Source organism: Massilia sp. LMS1-1-1.1 (assembly GCF_040815535.1).
GTDB classification, from domain to species: domain Bacteria; phylum Pseudomonadota; class Gammaproteobacteria; order Burkholderiales; family Burkholderiaceae_D; genus Janthinobacterium; species Janthinobacterium aestuarii.
This window is the reverse complement of record NZ_JBFPNG010000012.1, coordinates 1,021,269-1,039,024: the sequence shown is the minus strand read 5'-3', so window position 1 is coordinate 1,039,024 and position 17,756 is coordinate 1,021,269. Positions and strand designations below refer to the sequence as shown.

Below are 17,756 nucleotides of genomic sequence, written 5' to 3'. Positions count from 1 at the left end.
TCAGCGCACGGCACTGACGACAGGTGCGGTGGCAACGGCGGCGGCGCGCTTCCATGGCTGCGGTGCGGCCGTGGCGCCCGGCTGCAAGCGTTCCTGGCCTTCGATGACGACGGTTTCTCCCGCTTTCAGGCCGCCGTTGACCACGTACTGGTGGTCGATCACGTCGCCCACGGCGATCGTTTTCAGGCTCGCTTTGTTCGTGCCATCGAGCACCCAGGCCTGCGCCTGGCCGCCGCTGCTGTGCAAGACGGCTTGCTGCGGCAGCAGCACGCCATTTGCCTGCACGGCACGGGCGATGCGGGCGCGCACGAACATGCCCGGCAAGAGCTGGCGCTGCGGATTGTCGACCAGCACGCGGACGACGGCGTCGCCCGTGCCCGCATCGACGCTGATGCCCGAGAACAGGATGCGCCCCGTGACGGGATGCGGCTGGCCATCGGCGCCTAAAATGGTCACGGGCAGCTTGTCCGCGCCACCGTTGCCCGAGGCTTGCAAGGCGGCCAGCGCGGCGGCCGGCTGGCGCACGTCGACGTACACCTTGTCGATCTGCTGGATGCGCGCCATCGGCGTGGCATCGGCCAAGCCCACTAGCGCGCCTTCCGTCACCAGTTCGGAGCCGATGCGCCCGGCAATCGGCGCCTCGATGCTGGCAAAGGCCAAGTCCAGGCGACGGCGCGCCAGGCTGGCCCGCGCCTGCGCCACGGTGGCCACGGCTTGCTCGCGCTGGGCCACGGCGTCGTCATACGCCTGGCGGCTGATGGCGTCCGCTTCCACCAGCGGTTTTAACCTGTCGGCCTGGCTGCTGGCGCGGTTCGCCGTGGCCACCGCATGCTGCAGGGCGGCGGCGGCCGAATCGACGTCCGCCTGGAATGGCGCTGGATTCAGCTGGAACAGCTTCTGTCCCGCTTTCACTTCGGCGCCCTGCTCGAACTGGCGGCGCAGCACGATGCCGCCCACCTGCGGGCGGATGTCGGCCGTGCGGAAAGCCGCCACCCTGCCCGGCAATTCATCGCTAAGGACGACAGACGCCGCTTGCAACTTGAGCACGGTGACGGCGGCGGGCGGCGCGGCGCCTTCTTCCGGCGCGGGTTTGGAACAGGCGGCAAGGCTGAGCAGTGCCGCGGCGATCAACATGTTTTTCTTGGTGAGGTGGCTCGGATGCATGGTCTTTCTCTATGGCAGATCCCAACCGGCGGTCCGGTCGACAGATAGGCCGCAGCATAAAAGCCTTGCGTGGATGTTCCGTCAAAGAAATGTGGAGATTCGATGGAGACAGCGAAGAATGCTAGACTAATTGCATGAACTATCATCACAGTGCCAGCCAGCCCTCCTTCCTTGCCACCACGCCGCCTTCCGCCCTCGTCCTGATCGCCGAAGATGAGCCGCAAATCGCCCGCATCCTCGCCGGTTACCTCGAGCGCGACGGCTACCGCACGGCCTTCGCACACGATGGCCAGGAAGCGCTGAACCAGCACCTGGCATTGGCGCCGGACCTGCTGCTGCTGGACGTGCAAATGCCCCGTGTCGATGGCTGGGGCGTGCTGGCGGAAGTACGGCGGCGCGGCGAAACGCCCGTCATCATGCTGACGGCCCGCGACCAGGATGCGGACAAGTTGGCCGCCCTGCGCGTGGGCGCCGACGACTACATCATCAAGCCCTTCAATCCGGCCGAAGTGGTTGCCCGCGTGGCGGCCGTGCTGCGCCGCTCGCGCGTGCGCCACCACCCGGTGGGCGGCCAGCGCCTGCGCTGTGGCCCCATCGAAATCGACCAGGAAACGTATGTGGCCAGCGTGCTGCAGGATGGCATGGCCCAGCCTCTCATGCTCAGCCTGACGTTGACGGAATTTCGCCTGCTGGCGCACCTGGCGCGCACGCCGCGGCGCGTTTGCAGCCGCCTGGAATTGCTGGAGTCGTGCATGCCCGAGAGCAATTCAATGGAACGCACGGTGGACAGCCACGTCAGCAAGCTGCGCAAGAAACTGGAAGAAGCGGGCGTGATGAATATGCCGGCCAGCCTGCGCGGCGTGGGCTACCGCCTGGAAAGCGAGCTCTGATGCGTTTCACAGGCTTGAACCGGCAGATCATCCTGTCGATGTCCGTGCTGATGGTGTGCAGCATCCTGATCATCTGGATCGGTTCCTGGACCTTCTTCGCCATCGCCTTCAAGATCGATCCCGGCATGCTGTCCGAGCCCGACGACTGGTCGCCCAGCACCGTTGAGTGGCTGTGGATCTTTGCCATCACCATCTTCGGCCTGTGCCTGGCCGCGTTTTTCGCCATCAAACTGGCTTCGCGCATACTGAAACCGATCAATTCCGTGATGGACAGCGTGCGCCGCGTGGCCCATGGCGACCTGTCCGCGCGCGCGTTTGCCGGCGACCGCAGCCTGGGCGAGACGGCCATGCTGGTCGACGATTTCAACAGCATGGCCGAGCGCCTGCAGCGGGGAGCGCAGGAAAGCGAAACGTGGAACGCGGCCATCGCGCACGAACTGCGCACGCCCGTGACCATCCTGCGCGGCACCTTGCAAGGCGTCGTCGATGGCGTTTTCAAGCCCGAGGAAGTGCCGTTTTCCAGCCTGCTGGCGCAAGTGGAAGACCTGGGCCGCCTGATCGAGGACTTGCGCACCCTGAGCCTGGCCGACAGTGGCCACATGCAACTGCGCATGGCGTGGACGGACCTGACCCTGGAAATCGAGGAAGTGGGCCGGTTGCTGGCGCAGGAAATGGAAGCGGCCGGTTTTACCTTGCAACTGCACCTGTCCGACCATCCCGTCTGCTGCGACGCGGCGCGCATCCGGCAAATCGTGCTGGCCCTGCTCGACAACGCGCGCCGCTATGCGCATCCGGGCCTGCTGCGCGTGCGCACCCGCGTGCTGGCCGGCCAGTACTATCTGAGCGTCGAGGACGCGGGCCCCGGCATTGCCGAGGAATTGGCGCCGCACGTGTTCGAAGCATTCCGCCGCGGCGACAGCGCCAGGGTCGACCTGAACGCGGGCAGCGGCCTGGGGCTGGCCGTGGTCGAAGCCATCGCGCGCGCCCACGGCGGCAGCGCCGTCTGCACGCGTGGCAAGGCGGGCGGCAGCCTGTTTACGATCAAGTGGCCGGTCGAGCATGCCGCGCCGCCGCCCGCCGGCTGACTACGCCGGCGCGCGCAGCATGTCGACAAAGGCGCGCAGGACGGCCGGCATCTGGCGCCGGCTCGGGTAATACAGGAAGTAACGGGGCGGCGGCGGCAGGCAGCGCTCCAGCACGCACGCCAGGCGCCCCGCCGCGATATCGGCGCGCGCATCGGCCTCGTACACATAGGCCAGCCCCGCGCCATCGCGGGCCGCGCGTAGCATCAATTCATCGTCGTCGAACACCAGCGGGCCGCCGACGGCGATGCTGAAGCCCTCGCCTGCCTGCTCGAACTCCCACGCATACTGGCGCCCGCTGGGAAAGCGCCGGCCTATGCAGGCGTGGGTCAGCAGCGCGCGCGGCGTGCTTGGTGCGCCATGCACGGCCAGGTAAGCGGGCGATGCCACCACCACGAACGGCTGCGGCGCGCCGACAGGCACGGCGATCATGTCGGCCGCCACCTGCTCGCCGAAGCGGATGCCCGCGTCAAAACCATCGCGCACGATATCGATCATGCCGTCGTCGGTCACCACTTCCACCTGCACGCGCGGATAGCGGGCGACAAAACTGGCCAGCATGGGCGCAAGCAGCAGCCGGGCGGCCGGACGGGGCACGTTCAGGCGCAGCTTGCCTGCCGGCACATCCTGCAAGGTACTCAGGTCGAGCAAGGCATCATCGATTTCGCGCATGGCCGGCGCCAGCCGCGCCAGCAGCTGCTGTCCCGCCTCCGTCGGCGTGACGCTGCGCGTGGTGCGGTTCAGCAGGCGCACGCCCAGCCGCTCTTCCAGCGCGCGCAACGCGTGACTGAGGGCGGAGGCGGATACGCCACGCTCCAGGGCCGCCTTGCGAAAACTGCGCAGGCGGGCGACGGCGGCAAAAGCCGTCAATTCATTGAGGTCAGCCATTATTCATGAGTTTCATTCAGCAATACATGCAGGATAAGCTATCTTATCGCATGCAGTTCCTTCGCCCATACTCCTAGCATCTTTTTTTGAAAAGGAATGACAATGGAACACAGAACACTGGGCAACTCCGGCTTGCGCGTCGCCCCCATCGGCCTGGGCTGCATGGGCATGAGCTTTGCCTACGGCGGCGCGGACGAGGCCACCTCGCTGCGCGTGCTGCACCGCGCCGTGGAACTGGGCGTGACCCTGATCGACACGGCGGAAGTCTACGGCCCCTACGCCAATGAGGACCTGGTAGGCCGCGCCCTGAAGGAACTGCGCGGCAAGGTCCACATCGCCACCAAGTTCGGCTTCAAGATCTTGCCCCACGGCCAGGGCGTGGAACGCATGGCGGGTGTCGACAGCCGCCCCGAGCACATCGTCCGGGCCGTGGAAGCGTCGCTGTCGAGGCTCGGCATCGAGTGCATCGACTTGCTGTACCAGCACCGCGTGGACCCTGCCGTGCCCATCGAAGACGTGGTCGGCGCCATGGCCGGTCTGGTGCGGGCAGGCAAGGTACGCCACCTGGGCCTGTCGGAAGTGTCGGCAGCCACCTTGCGCCGCGCCCACGCCGTGCATGCGATTACGGCCGTGCAGTCCGAATACTCGCTGTGGAGCCGCGACGTGGAAGCCGAGGTGCTGCCTGCCTGCCGGGAACTGGGCATCGGCTTCGTGCCCTACAGCCCGCTGGGCCGGGGTTTCCTGACGGGCCAGCTGAACTCCAGCGCCGCGCTGGCGCCAGACGACTACCGCCACAGCCTGCCCCGCTTCCAGCCGCCCGCGATGGCGGCCAACGGGCATCTCGTTGCCGAACTGCAGCGTCTGGCGGCCGCACGCGGCGCCACGGCGGCGCAACTGGCCCTGGCCTGGCTGCTGGCGCAAGGTACCGACATCGTGCCGATACCGGGCGCCCGCAGCCTGGCGCACCTTGAAGAGAATGTGGCCGCCGCGCAAATCAAACTGAGCGACACCGAGCTGGCCGTCATCGGCGCAGCCATCGCGCCCGCCAGCGTGCAGGGCGCGCGCTACCCGGACGTGGAACTTGCCATGGTTGGCCTGTAGACAAGGTGTCATGCATGCGCTAAGTTGAGTACGCTATACCAGTTGTTTTTGGCCCGGTGCACTTGAAATGGCGGAATCCGCTATCATTTCCAATCTGAACTATTCATTATGAAAGGGATTTACATGTCCGATTTGCTCGAAACACTGCAATGGCGCTACGCCACCAAGAAAATGGACCCGACGAAAACGGTGCCGCAAGACAAGGTCGAGCGCATTCTGGAAGCCGTGCGCCTGACGGCCAGCTCCAGCGGACTGCATCCTTACGAAGTCTTCGTCGTGACGAATCCGGCCCTGCGCGAGCAGATCAAGCCGCATGCGTGGAACCAGTCGCAAGTAACGGACGCCTCGCACCTGCTGGTGTTTGCCGCCTGGGATAATTACACGGTCGAGCGCATCAACAAGATGTTTGACCTGGTCAATACCGTGCGCGGCTTCAAGAATGAAGGCTGGGAAGCGTACCGTCAGCAAATCCTGGCCACCTACCCGCAGCGCGATGCGGAAACCAACTACCAGCACGCGGCGCGCCAGGCCTACATCGGCGTGGGCACGGCCCTGATCGCCGCGGCGCAGGAAAAAGTCGATTCGACGCCGATGGAAGGTTTTGATCCGGCCAAGGTCGACGAGATCCTGGGCTTGCGCGAAAAAGGCCTGCGTTCCGTCGTCATGCTGCCGCTCGGCTACCGCGCCGACGAAGGCGACTGGCTGGTGGACCTGAAAAAAGTGCGCCCTGCGCGCGAGCAATTCATCACCGAGCTGGCCTAAGCGCTTCGCCCGTAACTGAAAAAGCGGATGCCTTCACCGGCATCCGCTTTTTTGCATTCACGCCGCCTGCGGAAAACGCACCGTCACCTGCAATCCCCGCCCCGCCTCGCCTTCAGCCAGCGCGATGTCGGCCTGGTGGTGCTCGGCGATGTGGCGCACGATGGACAGGCCCAGGCCGCAGCCCCAGGCGTCATTGCCGTCGGGACGGAAGAAGCGGTCGAACAGGCGCGCATGGTGCTGTTGCGGCACGCCGGGGCCGTTGTCGGACACGCGCAGCAGGGGCCTGCCCTCTTCCAGCGCCGCCTGCAAGTCGACCCTCCCACCCTGCTGCGTGTAGCGCAAGGCATTGTCGATCAGGTTATTCAGCAACACTTGCAAGCCGTCGGGATCGGCTTGCACCAGCACTCTGGCCGGCGGCGCGTCCACCACGCCCAGGTCGATGTCACGGCTGTCGGCCAGCGCGCTGTGGTCGGCCACGGCCGCTTCCAGCAATTGCCCCAGGTCCACCGTGTGCAGCTGGCTGGCCGTGAGCGCCGTTTCATGGCGCGCCAGGCTGAGCAATTGGCGCACGAGGTGCGTGCTGCGGTCCAGCCGTTCGTGCAGGCGCGCCAGCGCCACGCGGCGTTCGTCCTCGCTGCCGGCCCGCTCGGCCACCTGCAGCTGCAGTTTCAGCGCCGTCAGCGGCGAGCGCAATTCATGCGCCGCATCGGCAACAAAGGTGCGCTGCGCCGTCAGCGCCGCCTCGAACTGCCCCATCAGGCTGTTGAGCGCCAGCGCCACGGGCCGCAGTTCGGGCGGCATGTCGTCGGCCGCCAGCGGCGTCAACGTATCCGGCGAGCGACCCGCCACGGATTCGGCCAGCCGGTGCAGCGGCGCCAGCGCGCGCCCCACGACGACGACGATCAGCAGCGCCAGGATCAGCGCGAACACCAGCAACGGTGCGCCGGCGCGCATGGTCATCTGCCAGGCCAGCTGGTCGCGCACGGCCTGCGCCTGTGCCACCTGCACGTAGCGGCCCCGCCGCGTTTCGCCGTACAGGCGCCAGTCCTCGCCGTGCAGCACGACATCGGCAAAGCCGGCCAGCGCATAGCGCGGCAATGCCGGCTGGCCCTGCAGGACGGGCAAGGGTTGGCCGTCCTCGTCCCACGCCTGCAGCACGAACGCTTCTTCCGGGTCTTGCGCGGCGACCAGGCCCGCCTGCGGCTCGAACTCGTCGGGCAAGGCCACGGCCAACTGGCGCAATTGCAAGTCGGCCAGTTCATTGGTTTCCTCCAACAGCGAGCGGAACAAGGAAATGCCGGCGCCCAGCACGCACAGCAAAGTGGCGGCCAGCAGACCGAGCAGCAACTGGCGGCGGATGGTCAGCATGCCGCCACCCGCATCTTGTAGCCCACCCCGCGCACGGTCTGGATGCAGTCCGCGCCGAATTTCTTGCGCAGCTGGTACACGTACACGTCAACGGTATTGCTTTCCACTTCGCAATCCCAGCCGTACAGCTTTTCGCTCAGCTGGCGCTTCGACACCACCTTGCCCGGATGGTCGAGCAAGGCACGCAGCACGGAAAACTCGCGCGGCGGCAATTTGATCAGTTCTCCCTCGAACGTGACGTCGTGGCTGGCCAGGTCGAGGATCAGCGCGCCATGCTCGATGACGGAGCGCGAACGGCTGACCCGGCGCCGCAGCAGCGCGCGGATGCGCGCCAGCAACTCGTCGAGGTCGAAGGGCTTGACCAGGTAATCGTCGGCGCCGCTGTCGAGCCCGTCGACGCGGGCGGGCGTGCCGTCGCGCGCCGTGATGATCAGCACGGGCAACTCGGCGCCCCGCGCGCGCATGCTGCGCAGCACGTCCATGCCCTGCTTGCCGGGCAAGCCCAGGTCCAGCAGCATCAAATCGTAGGCAAAACCGGCCAGCGCCAGCTCCGCATCGTGGCCGTCGCGCACCCAGTCCACGGCATAGCACTCGCCGCGCAAGCCCTCGACCAGGCTTTCCCCGATCATCGGATCGTCTTCCACCAGCAACACGCGCACTTGGGCCTCTCGCAGTCTTGAAAATACCGCTATCTTAACGTGGCTGGAAAAAGCGGGCCTGGCAGCCGCATCTGCATGTGTCCGGCGCCCCTCGCACGAATTCACGATGCGGTGACTATGTGCGCATTTGACGCGTTTTTTATGCGGTATATTTTCCTTCCCTCCACGCATCTGGAAAGGCACGCCATGTCCAGTTCCACCCAAGATACCGTCATCGTCAAGGCGGCGATTTATCCGCCCATCGGCATTGCCCGCGTGGGCAACAGCCCCGGCGAATACTTTCTGGGACCGGAAGTGCCGGAACCGGCGGCGCGCCCGGCCGGCTACTACCGCGATGCGTCCGGGGCCATCAAGCGCCAGGCGGCGCTCTTTCGCATCTACGGCCTGAATGCCGCCGGCGTGGCGGTGGCCGAATTGAACGCCGGCAATGCCGACATCGAATGGTCCGTCACCCTGGCCAACACGAAAGCGGCGTGGTACCAGTTCCAGATCGCGCTCGACATTCCCGAGGCGCATGTCACTCAGCCCTCTTTCCTGCGCAATATGGCCGTCACCGACCGCGCGCAATTGTCCATCACGCCGGGCGAGCGCAAGATCAGCGGCAGCGAACAGCCGGCCGTGGCCTTCGACAGCGGCAGCTTTCTGGGCACGCCCGTCTACCTGGGCGAATTGCGCACGGACGCCATGGGGCGGCTGATCGTGCTGGGCGGCCATGGCAAGTCGGCCTCGTGGAATGGCGCGCGCGCCATCACCTTTGCCAACAACGAAGGCTGGCATGACGACACGTCCGACGGCCCCGTCTGCGCCACCGTCCACTACCAGGGCCAGGCTTTGTCCGTCGACATGGCCTGGGTGGTCGTCGCGCCGCCCGACTACGCGCCGCAGCAAAAGTCGGTGCGCACCATGTGGGACTTGATGCGCGACTTGTTTGTTTCCGAAGGCAAAATTGCCGCACCTGCCGTTCCCTCGTTCCAGGACGATATCCGCCCCATATTCGAACGCCTGTCCAACCTGCAATGGGTCAACGCCGGCTTCGCGGCCGCCTTCGGCTGGGACGGCAGCACGCCGTTCAGCCGCGACGAGTGGATGGCGCGCCTGGCCAGCCCGTCCGAAAACCGCCGGGAGTGGCGCAACGTCATCTATAACCAGTTCCGCCAGTTCGAGCGCGACGCCTGGGCGCCATCGCCGTGGCCGTGGCTGTATGGCGATGCGATGGCCATCCCGCCGGCAGACACGCCGCGCCAGAACTGCGCGCTGAGCAATCTGCAATTGCGCTTCCTGAAGCAATGGGCGGCCGGTGAATTCACGGCCGATTACGCGCCCGGCAAGACGCCGCCGCAAAGCCTGGCCGACGTGGACGTGGCGCAGCAACCGGACACCCTGCTGCGCGCGGCCATGGAATTCTGCCTGGCCGACGCCTTCCACCCGGGCTGCGAAATGACCTGGCCCATGCGCCAGGCCAGCATGTACAGCGCGCCGTTCCGCCTGGCGCACCGACCGCCCGGCTGGGTCGAGCCCGACTACGGCGCCGTCCTGACGCCGGACAATATCGGCAGCCCCTGCTCGGCGCAGATCGCGGGCGGCGTGACGCGCTGGATGGCCGTGCCATGGCAGACGGACACGGCCAGCTGCCGCTCCGGCTACCAGTCCGATTACGATCCCTACGTGCCCACGTTCTGGCCCGCGCGCGTGCCGAACCAGGTGATGAGCAAGCTGGCCTACGACACGGTGATGAACCGCGAAGTGCCCGTCGACAACCGCCTGGCCGCCTTCGCCCGGCGCGCCGCGTGGATACGTCCGCTGGGCAACATCAGCTATGAAGAGCAGATCAACAACATGATCGCCGACCTGGCGCAAGTGGGCGTGGTCGAGGTGCGCCCCGGCCCTGCGGACGTGACCGGTTTCCCCGCCTTCCTGCAGGTGGAAAACCTGCCGCAGCCGATAGCCGGCAAGCACCAGCTGCGCGCGGCGACAGCCATACCGGACGAGTTCGTCGACGTCGACCTGGAAGGCACGGAAAAAGCGCGCCATCTGCAGCGGCACCGCTTGTGACCTTGCTGCAGGCCGACGTGCTCATCGTCGGCGCCGGTCCGGCCGGCGCCACGGCCGCCCTGAACCTGGCGGGGCGGCACCGGGTGTTGCTGGTCGACCGGCTGGCCGCGCCGCTGGCGCGCATCGGAGAATCGTTGCCGCCGGCCGCCGCGCGCCTGCTGCAGGACATGGGCTTGCTTGACGCCTTCCTGCGGCAGGGCCATGCGCCCTACCACGGCAACCGCGCCTGGTGGAACGGCGCATGGACGGAACACCATTTCCTCAGCGATCCCGATGGGCATGGCTGGCACCTGGCGCGCGGCACCTTCGACCTGTGGCTGCGCGACGAAGCGCGCCGCCGCGGCGCCGCCCTGCTGGCCTCGGCCACACTCGCGGGCATCACGCCGGAAAATGGCGGCTGGAGAGTACGGCTGCAAACGCGGCATGGCCCTTGCGACGCGGCCGCGCGCATCGTCATCGATGCCACGGGACGCAGCGCCCGGCTGGCCCGCAAAGTCGGGGCGCGGCGCCAGCGCGGCGACCGGCTGGTTTCAGTATGGCAATACGGACACGACCGCACGCCATCGGCACGGGGCTTTGCCCACATCGAGGCTTGCGAATACGGCTGGTGGTACAGCGCGCCCCTGCCCGGCCAGCGCCGCGTGCTGGCCCTGCATACGGATGCGGACTTGCTTGCCAGCAGCGCCTTGCGCGACGCCGGCTGGCTGGAAGCGGCGGCGCGCCGGCAGCCCGCTACGGGGGAATTGCTGGAGCAGCAAGGCTATGCGGCCGATACGCTCGCCATGGCGACGCCCGCGCATACGGCCAGCCTGGACGCCGGCGCCGGCCCAGGCTGGTTCGCCGTCGGCGACGCCGCCCTGAGCTTCGATCCGCTGTCGTCGCAAGGCATCTTCAACGCCCTGTATACGGGCCTGGCCGCCGCCGAGGCAGCCGACCGCACGCTGCAGGGCGAACTGCAAGCCTGTCAAGACTACAATGGGGAACTGACGGCCATCGGCGCGGCGTACGAACGCCACCTGACATATTGCTATGGCCAGGAAACGCGCTGGCCGATGGCGCCCTTCTGGAGCCGGCGCCGGCCGGTGCAGGCCGGCGCGCGCTAGCTGGCGCTGAAGTCGAAACTCCACAGGCCCTGCTGGCGGCTCACGGTGACGTCCACCTTGGTGGCCGTGATCGGCCGCGCATACTGCGTCATGTCTGGAAAACTCTCCAGGCTGTAGGTCTGTCCCACCATCGGCGGCGTGGCCACCATGAAGTAGAAGCTGGGCTGGTATTCGAAACTCACCGTCATGTTGGCATCGACATTGGGCATGCTCACGACGGGCCGCTCGTTGACATACCAGTTGCAGCTGAATTCGATGAACGGGTTGGTCTGGTTGATGACGCCACATTGCGCCGGCGTCAGCTTGGCTTGGGCCAACGACATGGGCGCCGGCTGCAGCAGCGGCGACAAGCCATGCGGACTGATGGCCGACAGCAGCTGGCCTGGCGCGATGCCCTGGCGGCCAGACAGTATCCTGTTCCTGTTGATGCCGAAACTGCTCACATCGGTCGAGATCCGGTCTTCGTAATCGAACGATTCGGTGGCGCCGGCCGAGCCGGTCAACACCTGCCATGCGTGGATCTGGCAATGGCCCTGCGGCTGGTGTGGCTTCAGAAAGACCAGCACGGATCTGCCTTGCAACTCGTCCGTTTCCACGTTGTAGCGGACGTTGAATTGGGTTGCCATCACTTGCTCCTTGCCGGGAATCTGCACGCACTCAGGAAAAACAGCGCCGAAAGCCGAGTCCATGATTGCTTCGGGCGTTGAAGGCCATGCGGCAGGCCCGGCAAAGCGCCGGGCCTGGTAATACAATTACTGCGCCAGGTAACGTTCCGAACGAGGACCGTACAGCAGGCCGTTCGGCACACCGGCCGATAGCAGTCGCGCATTCGCCGTGCCGGCGATAGGATGGCTGGCATCGGTGCTGGTGTTGATGATCTGCTTGACCGCCGCCGTCACCAGGGCGCCGATCAGGCCGCCACCGCTGTTATTGTTGCCTTCATTGCTAGATGCGCTGGCCGCGCCCTGCCACAGCAAGGTGCCCGTCTTCAGGTCGACCAGCTTGGCATCGACCGACACCACCGTCACGCTGTCGATCACGGCGTACGTCGTGCCGTACTTGGAGATCGTCACGTACAGGCCCGCATCGGCGCCAAAGATCTCATTGAGCTTTTTCGCATCGACGCCGTGGATATCGGCGGCATTCGTCAAGCCGTTCTGCTTGAAGGTTTCACCGACCACGGCCACCGGCAGCACGTAGTAGCCCGCTTCGGCCAGCGGATACGTCACTTGTGCGTAGACGCTGTTGCCGGCATTGACTTCCGGCGAGTTGTTCAACGGCGGCAAGACCACGATCGAACGGGGCTTGGCCGCCTTGAATGCGGTGTAATCGTATGCCGCCTGCTTGGTGGCGCAGCCCACCATGAAGATGGCGGGGCCCAGGCACAGGGCCATTTTCAACATGCGCGACATCATAATTTCTCGCCTTTTTTCAATTTACCCAACAGGAAGTCCATGTATGGCGTCGATTCCGGGAACAGTTTTTTCTCGTCTTCGAATTGCGCGGCGACCTGCTCCGGCTTGCCGGCGATCGAGTACAACATGCCCAGGTGGGCATGGAAGCCCGGCGGCGCATGATTGCCTTTCGCAGCGATCACTTGCAGGTCTTTTTCCATGGCGGCCATCTGCTGCTCCGGACTTTCGCCTTTCAGGTATTCATACACTTGCGGCTGGTAACCTTCCCATTGGTACAGGGTCTTCGATTGCGTGGCGCAACCGGTCAAGGCGGCACAGGCGAGCATGGCCAGCAGGGCTGCACCCTTGTTCATCATTGTTTTCATGGGATACCTTATTGTTTGCGCAATGCGCCCGCTTCGACGCCGGCCACCAGGCGCTCGACCGCTTCGCGCATGGCCAGGTCCAGGACTTTGCCGTTGAGGGTGGCGTCATAGCTGGCGGTGCCGCCAAAACCCAGCACTTCACGGTTCGACAGGCTGTATTCGCCGGCGCCGCCGGCCGAAAACACGACTTCAGACGTAGCGATGTTGACAACGTTCAAGGTGACCTTGGCATACGCCACTTGCGTCTTGCCGCGGCCCATGATGCCGAACAATTGCTTGTCGCCCACTTCCTTGCGGCCGAATTCGGTCACGTCGCCCGTGACGACGAAGTCCGCGCCCTTGATGTTCTGGCCTTGTTTCTTGAAGTCGGCTTCCTGCTTGAGCTCGGCCATGTTGTCGCGGTCGAGGACGTTGAAACGGTTGGACGTCTGCAGGTGCGCAATCAGGATCGTTTTCGACTGGCTACCCAGGCGATCGACGCCATCGGAAAAGATGCCGCGCATGAAGCTGGAACGGTTATCAAACTTGCCGACAGCGATCAGGGTACGTGGACCAACGTAAGGTCGGGCCGCGCTGGCGACTGTGGGAACAGCCACGGCTTGCGACGATTCGGAAGCGCAGCCAGCCAACGCCGCACCAATCAGCGCTGCAATCAACAACGCGCCAGGTTTATTCTTGTTCATAGTGCCCTTAAGATATGGAGGATCAGGAGCAACCCGCAAAATTGAATTTTGGCAAGTTAATTTCCTAATTGCAATTATATGAGATTGCATGTCTCACAATTCTCTCCAAAAGTAACGATGACAAAGATTGCATTGTTGCCTGCCACATACAAGTGCGGCCCGGCTTGACTTCCCACGCCCAATTCATTAACTTGGTAGCAAAAAAGCGTGCCGCCAGAGCCGCCGCCACCGTACGCTTTCCCCTACCAGGATGGGTCTCAGGCCATGCCGACACACGATCGTTCCCCGTCCCATCCGCTGCTCACCGCACTGGCCCTATCGCTGGGCGCCGCCGTCGCCCTGGGCCTGTCGCGCTTTTCCTATGGCTTGCTGCTGCCGCCCATGCGCGACGACCTGGACTGGTCCTACCTGCTGGCCGGGGCCATGAACACCTTCAATGCGCTCGGCTATTTTCTCGGCGCCCTAGCCACGCCGGCGCTGATGCGCCGCCTGGGTGTGTGGCGCCTGCTGATCGCCGGTTCCGTGCTGGCCAGCGTCTTCATGCTGATGTCGGGCCTGGTCAGCGGCACGGCCACCCTGTTCCTGCAGCGCGTGTGCGCGGGCGTGGCCAGCGCCTTCATTTTCATCGCCGGCGGCGTGCTGGCGGCACGGCTCGGTTCCATGCACAGCCAGCGCGCCGGCTTCTACATCGGCCTGTATTACGGCGGCACGGGTTTTGGTATTGCACTGTCGGCCCTGCTGGTGCCAGCCGCATTGGCCGCTGCGCAAGACCACGGCGCCGCGCATGCCTGGCAATGGCCGTGGCTGGCCTTGGGGCTAGCCTGCCTGGCCGCCACCGCCATCATGGCCGTGCCGGCGAAGGCGATCGGCGAAGCGCCGCGCGCCGTCGACACGCCGCGGCGCTTCGCCTGGCGCGACTTTGCCCCCAGTCTGGCCGGCTACTTCATGTTTGGCGTCGGCTACATCGGCTACATGACCTTCGTCATCGCCCTGCTCAAGCAGCAAGGCATGAGCGCCACCCTGATCACCGTGTTCTACACCTTGCTGGGGCTGGCGGTGGTAGCGTCGTCGCGCATCTGGGCGCGCATGCTCGACCGCTACAAGGGCGGCGAATCGCTGGCGATATTGAACGGCGTGCTGGGCGCAGTTACGATCCTGCCCGCACTGACGAGCTTTGCGCCTGTCGTGTTCATTTCGGGCCTCGTCTTCGGCGCAGTGTTTCTGTCGGTGGTGGCGTCAACCACGGCCCTCGTGCGGCATAACTTGCCACCGCAATCCTGGACGGCCGGCATCAGCGCCTACACGACGGTATTCGCGCTGGGCCAGATCGTCGGCCCCATCGTCGTCGGCTGGATCGCCGACGGCCCCGCCGGACTGGAGCGGGGCTTGATCGCCTCGGCCATCGCCCTCTTCATCGGCGCCGCATTGGCATCGCGGCAAAAGGCGCTGGCGGCGGGCGCGTGAGCGGCTGTCTTCAGCTGCCGCCCTTATTGCGGTTTGGCATACCTTGCGACACCGGTGACATCGAACAGGACACAACGCTGGTCTCCAACCACCCAGGCATCGTGCCCCGGTGGCATATAGAAGACGTCACCCGGTCCATATTCCATTTCGGCGCCATCATTCATCCGTACCACCATCCTCCCCTCGAGAACCATGCCGGTATGCGCCGCCTGGCACGAATCGGTTCCCGCAATCGGTTTGACATGCAGGCTCCAGCGCCAGCCAGGCTCAAATTCGCCGCGCCCCATGGTCTGTTCGCCTAGCGTAAAGACGGCCATCCGGCCTGCCCCGTCCTTGAATGGACGCACTTCGTCCGGCGTATCCATGGATTTCTTTTCTAACATTGCACTCATGACTCGTCCCCCCTTTGGAATTTCTGGAAGTATTCAATTTCCGAATCGGAATAACTGACATGATATAAAAATCACATCATTTTCCAATATAGTTTAATAATGGAAATTTACAAGCAGAGCACCTGCCGCATTTGGCTCACATGGACAGTCGGACTCGTACAATTGACACTTCCCGGCCACTACTTCAATATCCATTTAACCTTCGCAGAAAGAACACGATGAACACCGATGCACGAAAACTCCCCCCAACGATGGATGCCGAAACCCTGGAATTCATCCAGGGCCTGTTTGCCCTCGTGCGCGAAGGCGACACGCAGCAACTGGGCGCCATGGTCACGCAAGGCGTGCCGGTCAACTTTCGCAACGAAAAAGGCGACAGCCTGATCATGCTGGCCAGCTACCATGGCCACCTGGAAACATCGCGCCTGCTGCTCGAAGCGGGTGCCGACGCCAACGTCCCCAACGACCAGGGCCAGACGCCGCTGGCCGGCGTGGCCTACAAAGGCTACCTGGACATCGCCGAGCTGTTGCTCAAGCACGGCGCGAATGTGGAAGGCGCCAGCCCGGACGGCAAGACCCCCTTGATGATGGCCGCCATGTTCAACCGTCTGGCCATCCTCGACCTGCTGCTGCAGCACGGCGCCCGCATCGATGCTGTGGATAGCCGGGGCATGACTGCCGTCAAGCTGGCCAAGAGCATGAATGCGCAGGAGACTTTGGCTCGGCTGATCAGCTTGGGGCAGATGGCATAGCCGATGCAGATATCGCCAGTAGTTTGCGACAGCCACTAGGCAAAAAAGCCTAATAGCCAGAGCTTAGCTGTTTCATTGCCCCGGCATTAGCCTACGGTTCTGGACGGGAGATTATTCCCACTCAATTGTCAACGAGCTGGCTAAGCGCTTGATTTTTCAGTATTTTCCAAACCATTTAGTTACCGATACCCTCAAAAATACCCTCACCTGCAAAATCCGCTATTGCCGGTTTGTCTCGGGAGGATATGGGAAAAACTAGTCCGCTCGCTCGCACCTGTCACCAGATTCTTATCGGCGATGAAAATTTGGCAAAGCGCCACTTGCCGCAGACCGAGACGGCGAAGGCTAAAATCGTGTACGAATAGGGGACCAGCCACCGCGCCAAATCAAGCCGTATCCACCTTTTAGAAAATCCAACTTGCTATGCATAAGACCAGCACGGATCAAGGTCGCGACAAATTGCATAACTGGTGCCGACGTGCATTCTCATAGAGAATCACAAAAAATATGGCTTTTTCACATCTGGCATATTTTCGTAGGCTTTTAATATTGTTTGCAAAGGCGTCAATTCTTTATCGTGGTGCCAGTAAACAATTTTAAGCCACATTGCAGCGCGCATTATCTGTCCAGCACCAAGCCATTTTTCTTGCAAATTGGCTTGCAACATCCGGCAGCCTGCATTAAACAAATCATGTTCATCAAATTCAAAAACTTCTGCATTCTGCAAGCATAAGGCATAAGCAAATTCATGTGGCTTCAGAATTTTTTTCAAAGTCACTGGACCATTTTTCCCAGTACATCGCTGATAAGTCTCTATTCCTGCCTCATACCCTTTATTATATTTTCCACCTTGATATGAAAATGCCATATAGTCAGCAAGACCATCCTTTAAAATTTCACGCATAGACCAAGGCCCGCCCTCCCAATTCCATTTCGCTTCTTCATAGACGCGAGCATTATTCCATGCCTCAAAATCATTTTCACCATTCAGCAGCCACTCACCAATTGCCTTCCCAAAATGCATCTTTCCGCGATGTGCATTTCTATTAACACCAAAATCTTCATCATTAACAATTGCACTTTCTATCCACCGTACTCGACTAGAGATAATTTCCGCCACCTCATTATGCAAACCAAGCAATGAAGCCAGTATAAAATTATCTAAATCACCACAGGCGACATTCCCCATTGGCCGTTTTTCATCATATTCCCTAGAAACAATATACCGAATCATTTCGCCATTATATCCATTTTCCCTCAATTTAATCGGATCAAAAACCATAAACCCTCCACCATATTTAAATAAATAATACCGAAATTATACAAAATATGGAATTTTAAAATAAAAATTACATATTGAAAGATAAAAAATATAAAATTACAGCCACTATTTTTATAAGCAAAGCCGAACCAAAAAACAGCCTGTCGCAACTGGATAACTATTGGAAAATTCCTGAAATCCATCCTACCGGTTTCTCTTCATATCTTCAAGCTCAACAGTTGAGTGTACAAGGGTATCGACACCACTGAAGAACTTCGACGCAATCCTACTACCTCGCTCAATACTGAAGCCTCTGCTATGGCACGCTATAACACATAAAAAATTAAATAACTTC

18 protein-coding genes are annotated in these 17,756 nt (G+C 62.8%); 8 read left to right on the top strand and 10 right to left on the bottom strand.

Features of this window, described 5'->3' with window-relative positions; translation table 11 throughout:
- Positions 1–1,164 (bottom strand): efflux RND transporter periplasmic adaptor subunit, encoded by a 1,164-nt coding sequence (locus MRBLMS1_RS14765; protein ID WP_485880013.1) that lies wholly within the window; start codon positions 1,162–1,164, stop codon positions 1–3.
- 134 nt (positions 1,165–1,298) lie between these two features.
- Between MRBLMS1_RS14765 and MRBLMS1_RS14760 the strand changes: the two genes are divergently transcribed.
- Both MRBLMS1_RS14760 and MRBLMS1_RS14755 read left to right on the top strand, forming a co-directional pair.
- Positions 1,299–2,054, top strand: a complete 756-nt coding sequence (locus tag MRBLMS1_RS14760) for a response regulator (protein ID WP_072453865.1) — start codon at positions 1,299–1,301, stop codon at positions 2,052–2,054.
- A complete protein-coding gene (locus MRBLMS1_RS14755; protein WP_034754789.1) occupies positions 2,054–3,139 on the top strand; it encodes an ATP-binding protein in 1,086 nt (361 codons plus the stop codon). The genes MRBLMS1_RS14760 and MRBLMS1_RS14755 overlap by 1 nt, the downstream gene beginning before the upstream one ends.
- On the opposite strand, the gene MRBLMS1_RS14750 is transcribed toward MRBLMS1_RS14755, so the two are convergent.
- Positions 3,140–4,024 (bottom strand): LysR family transcriptional regulator, encoded by an 885-nt coding sequence (locus MRBLMS1_RS14750; RefSeq protein ID WP_485880010.1) that lies wholly within the window; start codon positions 4,022–4,024, stop codon positions 3,140–3,142.
- 102 nt (positions 4,025–4,126) lie between these two features.
- Between MRBLMS1_RS14750 and MRBLMS1_RS14745 the strand changes: the two genes are divergently transcribed.
- Together MRBLMS1_RS14745 and MRBLMS1_RS14740 are read left to right on the top strand one after the other, a co-directional pair.
- Positions 4,127–5,125, top strand: a complete 999-nt coding sequence (locus tag MRBLMS1_RS14745) for an aldo/keto reductase (protein WP_485880008.1) — start codon at positions 4,127–4,129, stop codon at positions 5,123–5,125.
- A 123-nt stretch (positions 5,126–5,248) separates the two neighbouring features.
- Positions 5,249–5,887 carry an NAD(P)H-dependent oxidoreductase gene (locus MRBLMS1_RS14740; RefSeq protein WP_070306009.1) on the top strand — a complete coding sequence of 213 codons (639 nt, stop codon included), beginning with the start codon at positions 5,249–5,251 and terminating at the stop codon, positions 5,885–5,887.
- Between the two features lie 57 nt (positions 5,888–5,944).
- On the opposite strand, the gene MRBLMS1_RS14735 is transcribed toward MRBLMS1_RS14740, so the two are convergent.
- Both MRBLMS1_RS14735 and MRBLMS1_RS14730 read right to left on the bottom strand, forming a co-directional pair.
- Positions 5,945–7,255, bottom strand: coding sequence for an ATP-binding protein (locus tag MRBLMS1_RS14735; protein WP_485880006.1), 1,311 nt, complete (start codon positions 7,253–7,255; stop codon positions 5,945–5,947).
- A complete protein-coding gene (locus tag MRBLMS1_RS14730) occupies positions 7,249–7,914 on the bottom strand; it encodes a response regulator transcription factor (RefSeq protein ID WP_034754799.1) in 666 nt (221 codons plus the stop codon). The genes MRBLMS1_RS14735 and MRBLMS1_RS14730 overlap by 7 nt, the downstream gene beginning before the upstream one ends.
- A gap of 186 nt (positions 7,915–8,100) precedes the next feature.
- Here MRBLMS1_RS14730 and MRBLMS1_RS14725 point away from each other — a divergent pair, with 186 nt between their 5' ends.
- Together MRBLMS1_RS14725 and MRBLMS1_RS14720 are read left to right on the top strand one after the other, a co-directional pair.
- Complete coding sequence (locus MRBLMS1_RS14725) at positions 8,101–9,966, top strand: LodA/GoxA family CTQ-dependent oxidase (protein WP_485880004.1); 1,866 nt, start codon at positions 8,101–8,103, stop codon at positions 9,964–9,966.
- A complete protein-coding gene (locus tag MRBLMS1_RS14720) occupies positions 9,963–11,069 on the top strand; it encodes a tryptophan 7-halogenase (protein ID WP_485880002.1) in 1,107 nt (368 codons plus the stop codon). Before MRBLMS1_RS14725 ends, MRBLMS1_RS14720 begins: the two co-directional genes overlap by 4 nt.
- On the opposite strand, the gene MRBLMS1_RS14715 is transcribed toward MRBLMS1_RS14720, so the two are convergent.
- The 4 genes from MRBLMS1_RS14715 to MRBLMS1_RS14700 all read right to left on the bottom strand — a co-directional run bounded on the left by MRBLMS1_RS14715 (position 11,066) and on the right by MRBLMS1_RS14700 (position 13,532).
- Positions 11,066–11,695 (bottom strand): hypothetical protein, encoded by a 630-nt coding sequence (locus MRBLMS1_RS14715; protein ID WP_139091931.1) that lies wholly within the window; start codon positions 11,693–11,695, stop codon positions 11,066–11,068. The genes MRBLMS1_RS14720 and MRBLMS1_RS14715 overlap by 4 nt on opposite strands.
- 126 nt (positions 11,696–11,821) lie before the next feature.
- Positions 11,822–12,484, bottom strand: a complete 663-nt coding sequence (locus tag MRBLMS1_RS14710) for a DUF799 domain-containing protein (RefSeq protein ID WP_436481012.1) — start codon at positions 12,482–12,484, stop codon at positions 11,822–11,824.
- Complete coding sequence (locus tag MRBLMS1_RS14705) at positions 12,481–12,840, bottom strand: DUF4810 domain-containing protein (protein WP_205602385.1); 360 nt, start codon at positions 12,838–12,840, stop codon at positions 12,481–12,483. Before MRBLMS1_RS14705 ends, MRBLMS1_RS14710 begins: the two co-directional genes overlap by 4 nt.
- A 17-nt stretch (positions 12,841–12,857) precedes the next feature.
- Complete coding sequence (locus MRBLMS1_RS14700; RefSeq protein WP_128139521.1) at positions 12,858–13,532, bottom strand: CsgG/HfaB family protein; 675 nt, start codon at positions 13,530–13,532, stop codon at positions 12,858–12,860.
- Positions 13,533–13,796: 264 nt separating this feature from the next.
- On the opposite strand from MRBLMS1_RS14700, the gene MRBLMS1_RS14695 reads away from it, so the two are divergent.
- A complete protein-coding gene (locus MRBLMS1_RS14695) occupies positions 13,797–14,996 on the top strand; it encodes a YbfB/YjiJ family MFS transporter (protein WP_485879999.1) in 1,200 nt (399 codons plus the stop codon).
- A 23-nt stretch (positions 14,997–15,019) separates the two neighbouring features.
- Here MRBLMS1_RS14695 and MRBLMS1_RS14690 read toward each other — a convergent pair whose 3' ends face one another.
- Positions 15,020–15,379 (bottom strand): cupin domain-containing protein, encoded by a 360-nt coding sequence (locus MRBLMS1_RS14690; protein WP_223279024.1) that lies wholly within the window; start codon positions 15,377–15,379, stop codon positions 15,020–15,022.
- Between the two features lie 227 nt (positions 15,380–15,606).
- Between MRBLMS1_RS14690 and MRBLMS1_RS14685 the strand changes: the two genes are divergently transcribed.
- Entirely contained in the window at positions 15,607–16,140 is a 534-nt protein-coding gene (locus MRBLMS1_RS14685; RefSeq protein WP_485879997.1) for an ankyrin repeat domain-containing protein, read from the top strand.
- 496 nt (positions 16,141–16,636) lie between these two features.
- On the opposite strand, the gene MRBLMS1_RS14680 is transcribed toward MRBLMS1_RS14685, so the two are convergent.
- The gene (locus MRBLMS1_RS14680; RefSeq protein ID WP_485879995.1) at positions 16,637–17,422 is read right to left on the bottom strand and encodes a hypothetical protein; all 786 of its coding nucleotides are present in this window, start codon (positions 17,420–17,422) and stop codon (positions 16,637–16,639) included.
- Positions 17,423–17,756 lie beyond the last annotated feature (334 nt).

What these genes read in the sequence shown, in the direction of transcription:
- MRBLMS1_RS14765 (WP_485880013.1), bottom strand. Translation starts at nt 1,164, where the DNA reads ATGCATCCGAGCCACCTCACCAAGAAAAACATGTTGATCGCCGCGGCA.
- MRBLMS1_RS14760 (WP_072453865.1), top strand. Translation starts at nt 1,299, where the DNA reads ATGAACTATCATCACAGTGCCAGCCAGCCCTCCTTCCTTGCCACCACG.
- MRBLMS1_RS14755 (WP_034754789.1), top strand. Translation starts at nt 2,054, where the DNA reads ATGCGTTTCACAGGCTTGAACCGGCAGATCATCCTGTCGATGTCCGTG.
- MRBLMS1_RS14750 (WP_485880010.1), bottom strand. Translation starts at nt 4,024, where the DNA reads ATGGCTGACCTCAATGAATTGACGGCTTTTGCCGCCGTCGCCCGCCTG.
- MRBLMS1_RS14745 (WP_485880008.1), top strand. Translation starts at nt 4,127, where the DNA reads ATGGAACACAGAACACTGGGCAACTCCGGCTTGCGCGTCGCCCCCATC.
- MRBLMS1_RS14740 (WP_070306009.1), top strand. Translation starts at nt 5,249, where the DNA reads ATGTCCGATTTGCTCGAAACACTGCAATGGCGCTACGCCACCAAGAAA.
- MRBLMS1_RS14735 (WP_485880006.1), bottom strand. Translation starts at nt 7,255, where the DNA reads ATGCTGACCATCCGCCGCCAGTTGCTGCTCGGTCTGCTGGCCGCCACT.
- MRBLMS1_RS14725 (WP_485880004.1), top strand. Translation starts at nt 8,101, where the DNA reads ATGTCCAGTTCCACCCAAGATACCGTCATCGTCAAGGCGGCGATTTAT.
- MRBLMS1_RS14715 (WP_139091931.1), bottom strand. Translation starts at nt 11,695, where the DNA reads ATGGCAACCCAATTCAACGTCCGCTACAACGTGGAAACGGACGAGTTG.
- MRBLMS1_RS14710 (WP_436481012.1), bottom strand. Translation starts at nt 12,484, where the DNA reads ATGATGTCGCGCATGTTGAAAATGGCCCTGTGCCTGGGCCCCGCCATC.
- MRBLMS1_RS14705 (WP_205602385.1), bottom strand. Translation starts at nt 12,840, where the DNA reads ATGATGAACAAGGGTGCAGCCCTGCTGGCCATGCTCGCCTGTGCCGCC.
- MRBLMS1_RS14700 (WP_128139521.1), bottom strand. Translation starts at nt 13,532, where the DNA reads ATGAACAAGAATAAACCTGGCGCGTTGTTGATTGCAGCGCTGATTGGT.
- MRBLMS1_RS14695 (WP_485879999.1), top strand. Translation starts at nt 13,797, where the DNA reads ATGCCGACACACGATCGTTCCCCGTCCCATCCGCTGCTCACCGCACTG.
- MRBLMS1_RS14690 (WP_223279024.1), bottom strand. Translation starts at nt 15,379, where the DNA reads ATGTTAGAAAAGAAATCCATGGATACGCCGGACGAAGTGCGTCCATTC.
- MRBLMS1_RS14685 (WP_485879997.1), top strand. Translation starts at nt 15,607, where the DNA reads ATGAACACCGATGCACGAAAACTCCCCCCAACGATGGATGCCGAAACC.
- MRBLMS1_RS14680 (WP_485879995.1), bottom strand. Translation starts at nt 17,422, where the DNA reads ATGGTTTTTGATCCGATTAAATTGAGGGAAAATGGATATAATGGCGAA.